At 72.4% G+C, this 12,017-nt stretch carries 9 protein-coding genes; 3 read left to right on the top strand and 6 right to left on the bottom strand.

Annotation, left to right across the window (positions count from 1 at the left end):
* Positions 1-273: 273 nt before the first annotated feature.
* Together ftsH and folE are read left to right on the top strand one after the other, a co-directional pair.
* Positions 274-2,289: an ATP-dependent zinc metalloprotease FtsH gene (gene ftsH / locus GA0070558_RS10490; RefSeq protein WP_077938020.1), complete on the top strand. Its 2,016-nt coding sequence runs from the start codon at positions 274-276 to the stop codon at positions 2,287-2,289.
* A gap of 32 nt (positions 2,290-2,321) precedes the next feature.
* Positions 2,322-2,987 carry a GTP cyclohydrolase I FolE gene (gene folE / locus GA0070558_RS10485; protein ID WP_043964986.1) on the top strand — a complete coding sequence of 222 codons (666 nt, stop codon included), beginning with the start codon at positions 2,322-2,324 and terminating at the stop codon, positions 2,985-2,987.
* 93 nt (positions 2,988-3,080) lie between these two features.
* Here the strand turns inward: folE and GA0070558_RS10480 are convergent, their stop codons facing one another.
* Both GA0070558_RS10480 and GA0070558_RS10475 read right to left on the bottom strand, forming a co-directional pair.
* A complete protein-coding gene (locus GA0070558_RS10480; RefSeq protein ID WP_091278052.1) occupies positions 3,081-3,959 on the bottom strand; it encodes a hypothetical protein in 879 nt (292 codons plus the stop codon).
* Positions 3,956-6,979, bottom strand: coding sequence for an FtsK/SpoIIIE domain-containing protein (locus GA0070558_RS10475; RefSeq protein ID WP_256091859.1), 3,024 nt, complete (start codon positions 6,977-6,979; stop codon positions 3,956-3,958). Before GA0070558_RS10475 ends, GA0070558_RS10480 begins: the two co-directional genes overlap by 4 nt.
* A 206-nt stretch (positions 6,980-7,185) precedes the next feature.
* Here GA0070558_RS10475 and GA0070558_RS10470 point away from each other — a divergent pair, with 206 nt between their 5' ends.
* The gene (locus GA0070558_RS10470) at positions 7,186-7,746 is read left to right on the top strand and encodes a hypothetical protein (RefSeq protein WP_091278050.1); all 561 of its coding nucleotides are present in this window, start codon (positions 7,186-7,188) and stop codon (positions 7,744-7,746) included.
* 3 nt (positions 7,747-7,749) lie between these two features.
* Here the strand turns inward: GA0070558_RS10470 and GA0070558_RS10465 are convergent, their stop codons facing one another.
* From GA0070558_RS10465 to GA0070558_RS10450, 4 genes are read right to left on the bottom strand one after another with little or no spacing between them, the layout of a single operon-like run.
* The gene (locus GA0070558_RS10465) at positions 7,750-8,349 is read right to left on the bottom strand and encodes a hypothetical protein (RefSeq protein WP_091278048.1); all 600 of its coding nucleotides are present in this window, start codon (positions 8,347-8,349) and stop codon (positions 7,750-7,752) included.
* Positions 8,350-8,362: 13 nt separating this feature from the next.
* Positions 8,363-9,502, bottom strand: coding sequence for a M23 family metallopeptidase (locus tag GA0070558_RS10460; protein ID WP_091278162.1), 1,140 nt, complete (start codon positions 9,500-9,502; stop codon positions 8,363-8,365).
* Positions 9,503-9,510: 8 nt separating this feature from the next.
* Positions 9,511-10,068: a hypothetical protein gene (locus tag GA0070558_RS10455; protein WP_091278045.1), complete on the bottom strand. Its 558-nt coding sequence runs from the start codon at positions 10,066-10,068 to the stop codon at positions 9,511-9,513.
* Positions 10,065-12,017 (bottom strand): DMT family transporter, encoded by a 1,953-nt coding sequence (locus GA0070558_RS10450; RefSeq protein WP_091278043.1) that lies wholly within the window; start codon positions 12,015-12,017, stop codon positions 10,065-10,067. Before GA0070558_RS10450 ends, GA0070558_RS10455 begins: the two co-directional genes overlap by 4 nt.

Here is a 12,017-nt window from a genome sequence, read left to right as displayed (position 1 = left end):
TCGACCCGCGTGACCGGGCGGTCGGGTGGCCGGGCGGGGAAACCACGCCACGCCGGCTGAAACCCGGTTCGCCTTACGCGTAACTGCTGGCCTCGCAAGGCCACATGTCGCGCACACGGTGTACCGTCGAGTGACCGTGACGCGGCAGTGACGCGTCCCGGGGTCGAGGCCGGCCCGCACGGCGGCTCCGGCCGCCGCCGCGGCGGCGACAGCCATTCAGACGGTCAGGACGTCGATCAGGAGGATGCGGGCGTCTCGGCGCTCGACAACAGCATGGAACGTACGCGTTTCTTCCGCCGACCGGTGGTCTGGATCATCCTGGTCATCCTCGGCGCCGTTGTGCTCAGTCAGCTGTTCACCGCTGGTCCCAGCTACCACCGCGTGGACACTTCCGTTGCGCTCGACCAGCTGCACACCGCCAAGATCAAGAAGGCGGTCTTCCAGGACAAGGAGCAGACGCTCCAGCTGGACCTGGAGAGCAAGACCAAGTTCGGTGACACCACCACCGACCGGATCGAGGCCCAGTTCCCGTACGAGGTCGGTGACGAGGTCTGGAACGAGGTCCTCGCGGCCAAGGCGGCGAACCGGATCACCGGCCCGGCCGACACCAAGGTGTCGTCCGACAGCGTCTGGGTGAGCCTGCTGGTCAACCTGCTCCCCATCGCGCTGCTCGTGCTCCTGCTGCTGTTCTTCATGTCGCAGATGCAGGGCGGCGGCTCCCGGGTGCTCAACTTCGGCAAGTCCAAGGCGAAGATGATCACCAAGGACACCCCGAAGACGACCTTCGCGGACGTCGCGGGCGCCGAGGAGGCCGTCGAGGAGCTGCACGAGATCAAGGACTTCCTGCAGAACCCGGCGAAATACCAGGCCCTGGGCGCCAAGATCCCGAAGGGCGTGCTGCTCTTCGGCCCGCCCGGCACCGGTAAGACGCTGCTCGCCCGCGCCGTCGCCGGCGAGGCGGGGGTGCCGTTCTACTCGATCTCCGGCTCCGACTTCGTCGAGATGTTCGTGGGTGTCGGCGCGAGCCGGGTCCGCGACCTGTTCGAGCAGGCCAAGTCCAACGCCCCGGCGATCGTCTTCGTCGACGAGATCGACGCCGTCGGCCGCCACCGCGGCGCCGGCATGGGCGGCGGCCACGACGAACGCGAGCAGACCCTCAACCAGCTCCTCGTCGAGATGGACGGCTTCGACACCAAGGGCGGGGTCATCCTGATCGCCGCCACCAACCGGCCAGACATCCTCGACCCGGCGCTGCTGCGCCCCGGCCGCTTCGACCGGCAGATCCCGGTGGACGCCCCCGACATGGAGGGCCGCAAGGCCATCCTGCGGGTGCACGCCAAGGGCAAGCCGTTCACCCCCGACGTCGACCTCGACTCGGTGGCCCGGCGCACCCCGGGCTTCAGCGGCGCCGACCTGGCCAACGTGATCAACGAGGCCGCGCTGCTCACCGCCCGCAAGGACCAGCGGGCGATCACCAACGACTCCCTTGAGGAGTCGATCGACCGGGTCATCGCCGGCCCGCAGCGCCGCACCCGGGTGATGAGCGACCAGGAGAAGAAGATCACCGCGTACCACGAGGGTGGGCACGCGCTGGTCGCCTGGGCGCTGCCGCACGCCGCACCGGTGCACAAGGTGACGATCCTGTCGCGCGGCCGCTCGCTGGGCCACACGCTGGTCCTGCCGACGGAAGACAAGTACACCCAGACCCGCGCCGAGATGGTCGACACCCTGGCGTACGCGCTGGGCGGCCGGGCCGCCGAGGAGCTGGTCTTCCACGAGCCGACCACCGGCGCCGGCAACGACATCGAGAAGGCCACCGGGCTGGCCCGCGCGATGATCACCCAGTACGGCATGAGCTCCAAGCTCGGTGCGATCAAGTACGGCACCAGCGGTGACGAGCCGTTTCTCGGCCGCAACATGGGCCACGAGCGGGACTACTCCGACGCGGTGGCCGCCGAGATCGACAACGAGATGCGGGCGCTGATCGAGCTGGCCCACGACGAGGCATGGGAGATCCTGGTGGAATACCGGGACGTCCTGGACAACATCGTCCTGGAGCTGATCGAGAAGGAGACCCTCTCCACCGCCGACATGGCCCGGATCTGCTCCCGCGTGGTGAAGCGTCCGCCGATGGCCCCCTACAACGGCTTCGGCAAGCGTCAGCCCTCCACCGAGCCCCCGGTCCTCACGCCGACCGAGAAGGAGGCGCTCAAGGCGCAGGCCCAGGCCGACGGTGCCTCCGTCGGCGGCGGCCTGCCGGGCTCCAACAACTCGGACGGTACGCACTGAGCACCGACCCGACGCCCGGTCACGGGGCACCGATCCCGAGTGCCTCGTCGACCGAGCCCGACACCGACGGTCTGGACTACCTCGCCGCGCGGCTGGTCAACGGCAAGTTGACCGGTCGCCCGGTCGAGGAGTCCGTCGACTTGGCCCGCATCGAGAAAGCCGTACGCGAGATCCTCATCGCCGTCGGCGAGGATCCCGACCGCGACGGTCTCGTGAAGACCCCGGCCCGGGTCGCCCGCGCGTACGCCGAGCTCTTCGCCGGCCTGCGGGTCGACCCGGCGCAGGTGCTCAGCACCACCTTCGAGGCCAACCACGAGGAGCTGGTGCTCGTCCGGGACATCGACGTGATGAGCCTCTGCGAGCACCACCTGCTCCCGTTCCGGGGCAGCGCGCACATCGGCTACATCCCCGGGCCGGACGGCCGGATCACCGGCCTGTCCAAGCTCGCCCGGCTCGTCGAGGTCTTCGCCCGCCGTCCCCAGGTGCAGGAGCGGCTCACCTCGCAGATCGCCGACCTGCTGATGAGCAGCCTCGCCCCGCGCGGCGTCGTGGTCGTGCTCGAATGCGAGCACATGTGCATGGCCATGCGCGGCATCCAGAAGTCCGGAGCGAAGACCATCACCTCCGCGGTACGCGGCGTGCTCCAGCACGACGCCAAGTCCCGCGCCGAGGCGATGGCCCTGATCATCCCCCGCTGACCGCGGGGCAGTCCGACGCCGGGGCGACCACGCGGTCGCCCCGGCGTCGTCGTACCCGGCCCCTGGCCGCGCGGCCGGTCACGGCCCTGTTGATCAACCGGCCAGCATCGCCAGCACGAGCCCGGCGGTGGTCAGCACAGCCGGGACGAGACACACCAGGACCCCCCACCGGGGCGTCCGGTCCACCGGGCTGCCGGCCGGGGCACCGGCCCGCCCGGCCGGCGCGGAGGGCACGGCACCACCGCCGGCCGGCACGACCGGGCCGCCCGCCGGGCGCACCGGGGCCGCACCGTGCGCCGCTGCCCCACCGGCGTTCCGCCCGGCGTGGTGTGCCGCCGCCGTCCCCGAGGTCTCGCCGAAGAGGCGGCCCACGCCGATCCAGCCCACGACGAAGGCGGCCGCAGGCATCGGGAGCCCGCACACCAGGGCCACCACGCTCGCCGGACCGGGACCCGTCGTCGCGTACAGCAGCACCTGGAGCAGCGGAACGACCAGCGCGAGCGGCCCGTAGACCAGCAGGTTGCGCAGCCGTGGCGGCCACGTCCCCGCACCGGTCCGGCCGCGCCCGGCCAACAGGCCGTCCGCCCCGTCCGCCCACTCCCGCGCCGCGCGCAGGGCCGTCGACACCGCCGTCGGCCCGCCGACCATCTCCCGGGCCGCCTCGCTCAACTCCGGCGGCGACGGCGCCAACACGATCGGGGGTACGCCCAACTCGCGCAGCCGAGACCGCTGCGGCGCCAGCCGCTCGCGTACCCCGGTCAGCTCCTCGCGGGCGGCCTGAACCGCCCGGGCCTGCTCTGTCGCGGCGGTCGCCGCGCCCCGGCGTACCCCGTCGAGCTGGCGGGCGGCGGCGACGTACTCCGTCCACGCCGCGGCGCCGTCGACGGCGGGCACCGGGTCGACGCCGGTCCGCTGTCGGACCGGCCCCGCAGCCGGCGGCGCGGCGATGACGCTGATCGACTCCCGGCTCACTCGCCCTCCCCGTCGTCGGTCCCTGCCGTGGCACCGGCGGCCCCCGTCGCGATGCCGCCTTCCGTCGTGGTGCCGTCTCCCGTCGCGGTGTCGGTTCTCGTCGCGATGCCGCCTCCCGGCGTGGTGTCGGCTGCCGTCGGGGTGCCCGTCGGCGCCGGAGCGTCACCGCCCGGACCGGCGAACGGCACCAGCAGGACGCCCCGCTCGTCCGGGCCGTCCCAGAGCATCGCCCGGCCCGGCCGGGGACGCCACTGCACCGGATGCCCGAACAGCGCCGCGAGCTGGGCTCCCGGCACATCCACCGCGACCACGGCGGCCAGCTTGTCGAGATCGTCCTCGGCCCGGGCCACCGCCGTGAACGGCGGCACCGTGCGCCACCAGCCGAGCAGATGCCGGCCGGCGGGCGGGCCGTCCCGCAGCAGGACCCGCAGCCGGTCCGCCAGCATCTCGTGAACGGCGGCCGGGTCGGCCGGCCGATCGCGCGGGTCAGGCCCGTTCGCCGGCCGCTCGTTGGCGGCGCGCCGGTCCGTCGGCCGCCCCTGCGGGGCAGGCCCGTCAGCCGGTCGCTCCTGCGAGACGACCCTGTCCAACCCGAAGACCACCAGGTAGCCGGGTTCCTCGGCGGCGACGGCGGCGAGCAGGCCCGGCAGGTCGACACGCTCCACCCGGTGCTGGCCGGCGAGGTCCGCCGCGAGGGCGTCCGCCACCGGTGCCGCCTCGGCGGCGAGTGCGGCCACCACGAACCGTCCCGTGCCCGGTGGGTGGTGCGCCGCGACACTACGGGCCGCGGTGGCCAACAGGGCGACCGCCGCCGCCCCCGGACCGAGGACGGCCAGATTGCGGCCGGCACCCGAACCCAGCGGCACCATGACCGTCGACCGGGACAGATCCACCGCCCGGCCCAGCAGGGCTACAGGCCCACGCGCCCGCCCCGCGAAGGCCGCCCGGTAGTGCGGATCGTTACGCAACGACGGGCGCGCCCAACCGGCGAAGACGACCGGCGGAGCCGACCGCTCCGGACGGGCCGCCCAGAGCCTGCGCCGCAGCTCCCCGATCGTCTCCGGAGCCTCGTGCGGGTCGGGGAAGCGGACCATCCGCTCGTGCCCCCGGGTGGCACCCCGGGGGCCACCCAGGCCGCCCGCAGTGTTCACCACCGCACTGCCCACCGGCAGCCCGGCCGCGGCGTCGTTGCTCGGCTCCAACACTGGACCGCCGCCGGCCAGCGCCACCCGCACCGGGAACTGCCCGAGCATCGAGTCGCGGGTCGTCCGCCCACCGGCGATCCCGAGATCACCCTCCCCGGCCAGGACCAGGTGCACGCCGTACGCCCGACCGGAGCGGGCCAGGGCGTCCAGCCGGGCGACCGCGTCGGTGGCCAGCCGGTCCCGCTCGGCCAACAGGAGCGGAAGATTGTCGATCACGCAGACCACCCGGGGCAGGGCCTGATGCTCACGCAGGCCGGCGAACCGCTGCCCACCGGCGCGCTGGCCGGCCTCCTCCCGGCGACGGGCCTCCGCCGTCAGCTCGTCGAGGAGGTCCAGCACGTACTCCCGGTCGGCGGCCATCCCCGCCGACCGCACCTGCGGCACCCAGGACCGGTCCCGCTCGGTCTGCAGGAACTCCGCGAACGACTCGCCGTCACCCAGGTCGGCCAGGTGCAGGACCAACTCGTCCGGGCCGTACCGGGCGGAGAGGCCGAGCAGCACGTTGCTGAGGAACGCGGCGCGATCCGCCCCGGACCGCCCGCTGACCAGCCAGTGCGGGGTCAGCTCGGTGAACCCCACGGTCACCGGACGGCCACCCGCGTCGCCGACCGTGGTGGAGACGCCCTCCGCGGAGCCCTCCGCCCACAGTGGCGCGGTCGGGTCGGGCAGCAGGTCGGCCAGGCTGAGCCGGGAACCGGCCTCGATCTCCGCGGCCAGCCGTCGGCACACGGCGTCGACCAGCTCCGACGGCGGATCGTCGTCGACGAAGACGGGGGAGTTCAGCCCGCCGGGTGGCTCCGCCCCCGGACCCGCCAGGGAACCACCCGGCGGGTCGCCCAGCAGCGCGTACGCGTTGCGCATGGCCAGCGGGGTGGCCTGCGACAGGGGAGCCCGGGTCGCGTACGGGCCGGCCGGTGGCCAGCCGGCCACGATCAGGTGCAGGCCGGCAGCCCGACCCCGCGCCGCCAGCGCCTCGACCCGATCCAGATCGGCCGGATCCGTCGCCTCCGGCCACCCGGCCACGACCAGCAGCAGCGTACGGTCGTGCCGGCGTGGCCGGCCACTGCCCGGAGACACCCACTGCTCCGCCTCGGTGAGTACGGCCCGCAGCCCGGCGACGTCCGTGGCCGGCGGGGGCAGCAGGCCGGCGTCCGCGAGCCCGGCGAACGGGGCGAACGTGCCATCCGGTGGTGCGGCCCGTCCGGTGCCGGTGCAGCTGGTGTCGGTGGTCGTGGCCGGGCTCGCGCCTGCGTTCGTGGTCGTGGCCATGCGTGCGGCGGTGGCGGTGCTCGGTCCTGCGCCGGGCACAGTGTCCGTTCGCGCGCCGGTCGCGGTGCCGACGGTAGTGGTGCTGATGCTTGCGGCGCCGGTCCCGTCGACGACGCGGACCAGCAGGAAACCGGCGGGCGTCGCCGCCAGCAGGCGCAGCAGCACGGCCCGGAGCAGCCCCGCCACTCGTGGATCCCGGGCGTCGCTGTCGATCGTCAGATGGCCGGTGCCGAGCAGCGGCACGAGGGCGGGGAAGCGTGCGTCGTCCAGCGGCGCCGCCATGCCCACCCGGACGAACGGCGGTGGACCCTCGCCCGAAGGGGCCGCCACGGTGAGCGTCTCCAGTGACGCCCCCGCCCAGCCCGGTGCGAGCAGAGCCGCCGTGGACCGCAGCCGGTCCGCCAACTCGTACTGCCGGCGCTGGTCGGCCGGCGCGGGCCGGATCTCGTCGAGGATGGCGGCCGCCGCGGCGGCCGTCGCCTCCGCCCTGCGGTGCAGGGCAGCGGCGCGGTTGGTGCGTGTCCTCGGACCGAACACCGCGTCCACCCCCTCGTCCCGAGGTTGGGAACCCCTCCCCGAGCAGTGACGGTATCCCAGGTCCCGCCGGTCCTCAGGGATGCGGCACGGCGGGTGCGCCGGAGATGTCCGTGACCGGTCGGATTCTCACCGCTGGGGGTCGTCCTGTCACGATCCGCTGCATCCTGGGCATTGGGTACGAGGCGTCCAGCCGATAGCCTCAAGGGGTGGAATCAGTGCAGCCCCCCGCCGGTTCCCAGGTCTCCCGCGTACCGGCGCAGCGGACCCCGCCGGAGCAGTTGGTGCCCCCGTCGGGGACACCGACGCCGGCACGTCGGCCGGGGCGGGTGCGGACCATCATCACGGTGGTGGCCGGGGTGCTCGGGTTGCTGCTCGTCGGCGGCGGCATCACCGCCTTCGTGCTGTACGACCGCGCGACCAGACCGGATCGCAGCGCCCCGGACGTGGTGGTCGACAACTATCTGCGTGCGTTCCTTGTCGACCGCAACGACATCAAGGCCGACCAGTTCACCTGCTCGCAAAGCACCCTCGAGATGGTTAGAGGGCTCCGCAGTGAGATCGAACAACGCGAAGCTCGCTTCGATGTCGATGTGCGGATTAGTTGGGGAGCGTTGACCCGCACGAGGACGGCTGATGGTGAATCGGTCGAGACGACGCTGACGATCTCAAGCTCAGCCAACGGCCAACCTCGTAGTAGCCGTCGGGAAGCTTGGACTTTTCAGGTCAGCGACGAAGCGGATGGCTGGCGGGTTTGTGATGCCCGCAAGGCCGGTTAGGACTCATTCGATCCAGAGGAGATGGACCGGCACCTCCAAGGTGGTGGGCGGCTGGCCTCGCCAGGCCCAGCGATACCATTCCAGTTCCGGCGTGACCCGAACGCAGATGTCCCCCTCGGCCCCCGAGTAGGTCTCGGTCACCGCGCGGAGGTCCCGCTGCTCACCGGAATCGGCTACGTGCACGACCCGGCGTCCCGTGACGGCGCCGGCCTCGAAGACGGGAGTCGGTGCCCGATGGGTCGGCGCGTCCAGGGAGACCAGGTTGACGCTGGAGACCCCGACCGGCGGGACGCTCGGCCGGTTTCCCAGGGTTTCCACCCACACCCGTTCGACCGGCACCAGCGGGGCAAAGACTTCGATCTGCTCGGACTCCGCGCGGTACCACTCCTGCTCGGGAATGACCGGCACGTAGGTCCGGCTGTTCTGCACCACGCGTTCGTCGGCGCGCAGGTCGCCGCGCCAGCCGAGACCAGGCAGCCCGACCAGCACCCGCCCTCCCCGTAGTTCGACCCGTCCGGTCGCGGGCACGATCTCGACCGGCCTGGGTGGCTGGGGTGCCCAGTCAGGCTGGTCGGCGAAGGGGTCGGGAAGTGGCCCGGTCATGCGTACCGGAGCCCTACGCCTTGCCGTTCAGCGGCGCGCCCCGGTCCCGCATGAAGGGCACTGGGTTGACGGCACCACGACTGGACCGGTCCCCGTCGAGGTGCACCTCGAAGTGCAGGTGCGGGCCGGACGAGTTTCCGCTGCTCCCGACCTCACCGATCACCTCACCGGCCTTGACCAGTTGGCCGGGGACCACCCGAGGCTTGACGATCATGTGGCAGTACCGGGTCACGTAGCCGCCGGCGTGCAGCACGTCGACGAACCAGCCACACCCACCCTTGCCCGGATAGCCGTCCACATCGCAGCTCAGCTGGCCGTTGTTGGCAGGGTCGCAGCGGGCGACCAGCACCCGGCCCGTTGCCGCCACGCGGATCAGGGTGCGCTTCGGCGCAGCGATGTCCACCCCGTTGTGTCGGGGGCGACTGGCCGTCCGGAATCCGGAGCCGACGCCCCCCGGAATCGGTGCCGTCCAACCCGAGGCGGCGATCTGGCCGCGGGAGGCGGCATTGCAGATGCTGCGCTGAGCCACCTGCACCGTGCGGGCCGCCCCGCCGGCGAGCGCATCGACGATCTTGCTGGCCAGTTCCTCGTGCTTCGCGTAGGCGTCGGGGAACGCGCTCACCTGCACCCGTTGCGCGGCACGGGTCAGCGAGAGCTGCTCCCATCCCGGGACCTTCACCAGCTTCTCGTAGAACTTGCGTGACGAGTAGGACGGATCCTGCAACTGCTCGGGAGACCCCCAGCCCTGGCTGGGACGCTGCTGGAACAGGCCCACCGAGTCGTGGTCGTTGCGGCTGCCCAGGTGGGGAAGGTTACGTAGACCGGACTCCTGCATGGCGGTCGCGACGGCGATCACCCACCCGCGAGGCGGGACCTTCATGTCCGACCCGACCTTGATGATGACCGCGGCGTTGCGGATCTGGCTCTCCCCGTACTGCGCGAAGCGAGGCATCTTGCCGGAGACCTTGACCTGGTGGGACGAGCCGCAGGCGGACTGGGCCTCTGGGGAGAGATCGTCGCTGCCGCCGCTCAGCTCGGTGAGGAAGAAGGCCGCGGTCCCTCCGGTGCAACAGAGCAGCGCGAGCGTGGCGGTCAGTGCTACGGCCAGCGCGCCGAGCCGCAGCTTGCGCCGCGGGCTGTTGCCGTCTCCCATGTGCTCGTTCATGTCCGCTCCCAGTCCACGGCGTCGACCAGCCACTGCCCCTCGGGGGCCACCAGTTCCAGGCGTAGCCGCCCGGTGTCGAGCGGAACCAACACCTCGACGAAGCGTTCCGTCCGCGGGCGGAGGCTCGCTTCGCCGGCCGTTCGTTCCGCCGGAACACCCGCCGGATCGGCGCCCGAGAGCTTCTCGGTGAGCTCCGGGGTGGAGAGCGGGCGCAGGGCCTCGTGCCACTCGTCCGCGCTGTTCCTGCGGCCACCGAGCCATGCGGCGACGAACCGGTCCGCGATCTGCTCGGGGGTCGGTGCGCCGTGGCGGGTCACCGGCGTCGGGGGCGCGGTGCCGCCGAGTACGCCGTCGTCACCTGAGGTCGGGTCGACGGTGGTGATCGGCTGCCGGGGCCGATTGCTCAGCCCTGCCGCCGGGTCCCCCGGACCGGACACCAGCCGGGCGGCACCGATCACGCCGAAGACCAGAACCCCGATGGCCAGCGCGATGCCCAAGCGGGACCGCAACACCCGAGTGAAGAGAAACTCCACCGCTCGTCGCATGGCCCTCACCGCGCTTCGGTGCGGATCCGCGGTGCGGAAGGCCGGGGCGTGGCCGGCTCGGCACCGCCGGGCCGGTAGATGACGAAGGACGGGTTCTCCGCCGGAACGTCCGGCTCGGTCCAGGTCGAAGGCTGGCGGCGTCGTGGCCGGGGCGCGGCGGGCCGCGCGGGGCTGCGCTGTTCCGGCACGGTGGCCTCGTCGGGACGTTCGCGTCCGTCGGGCCGCTGCCGCTCCGCGGCGTTCGCGTTGCCGACGGCGGCGTGGCTCGGGTCCTCGTGCCGGGCCTCGGGCCGCAGAGTCGTCCGCTCGACCGTCGCGCCGCGCTTCCGGGCCAGGGCCGGCTCGTTCGTGCCACCAGGCTCGGCCACGTCGAGCCTCGCAGCGGTGCGCATGTCCCGGAAGAATCGTCGGTGCCACGATCCCGCCGAGCTGACGGCCTCGCTGCTGTCCTTGCCGCCGAGTTGGGTGATCCGCCGGTACGGCCGCAGCAGCAGCCAACCGACCACCCCGCAGAGCCAGACGAGCACCACCTGGAGCCAGCCCGCCAGGGTCGCCGTGCTCATGATCAGATCCACGGCGAAGAGGTAGATGGCGGCTCCGGTGCCGAAGATGGCGATGTTGAACACGGCGGCGACGACGGCGTTGGCCAGCCGGCGCAGCCCGGCGCTCGCCGGGCGCATCAGCCCGATCGTGCCGAGGATCGGCGCCGCGATCACCGCCCACCGGAAGATGAGGAAGCCCAGCAGCACCAGCAGCGACGCGGTGAGGTCGAACATCGCGAAGAGCAGCGCGGCGAGCACGGCGATGAAGCCCGAGCCGACCCGGTCCATGTCCCGAAGGCCCTGGAGGTATTCGTACGCCTCCCGGTCCTCGTTCTTGATCTGCTCCGCGACCCGGGCCCACTGCTGCTGCTTGGCGGAGATGGTCGTGTCCCGGGTCGCCGGATTGGCCCGGATCTTCTCCGTCTCCTCCCAGGACAGCGACTTGGCGTCGTAGAGCGCCGGCCCGTACTTCTTGGCGGTCTCGCTGTCGGCCGACCCGAGCACCCCGCGCAGCCAGTTGCGGTAGAGCATGGACTCGGTCGCGGTGTCACTGGCCCGCACGGCAGGAGGGCGATTGTCCTTACACGCGGCGGGATCGGGATCATCGCACTGTTCGGGTGGTGTGTCCCGGGTCGCCGGCCCGACGGCGTCGTGGACCACGCCGAGGGTGGTGACGAGCGTGCCGTCGGCGATGTTCGCGGACTTCACGGGCCACGCGGCGAGGGCGGTCACCGCCACCATCACCAGCAGGGCCCAGCCGGCGGTGGTCATGGCGTTGCTCATGTCGGACTGGCGGGACCGCCAGAGCAGGTAGAGCCCCACCACGCAGAGCGTGATGATGCCGAAGACGCTGAACACCTTCTGGTAGACGGCCTTGGTGGCCTGCTCCACCAGGGGGTCGGCCCAGGCCCACATCGACCGGGGATCCCAGGCCCGCTCCCGCAGCGCGTTCGAGCCGCCGATGATCGCGGTGGCGATCATGAACTCGCCGTTCGCCACCGTGGTGGTGAACTTGTAGTCCGGATGGATCACCGCGGAGGCGCAACCGCCGGGCAGGTCGTAGGTCGGAAAGCTGTATCCGGCGTATCCGTAGTCGCTGTAGAGACCCTTGGGGCCGGGCAGCTTGGCGGAGTCGGGGCGGGAGGCGAACCAGCCGGCGAGGCCCGAGTCGGGTGCGGAGGGGACCGGGGCGTTGCGGCATTCCACCTGGTCCTTGCTGACCGCGCCCAGCTTGCCGACGCAGGTGCGGAAGTCCGCCTGCCATTCCTGGGTGCTGCACAGGTCAGCCTTGGCCTGCGCGGTCGGCAGGGTGGCGTACGCGGCGTCGCCGCCCACGACCGGCCAGGAGACCGTGGCGCCGGCGAGTACGCCGAGCGCGAGCAGGAACGCCGCTATTCGGGCCCGGCCCCTCGCCAT

Origin of the sequence: Micromonospora haikouensis (assembly GCF_900091595.1) — a bacterium.
Taxonomy (GTDB): domain Bacteria; phylum Actinomycetota; class Actinomycetes; order Mycobacteriales; family Micromonosporaceae; genus Micromonospora; species Micromonospora haikouensis.
The sequence above is the reverse complement of the archived record's forward strand: the minus strand, read 5'-3'. Positions and strand labels throughout refer to the sequence as shown.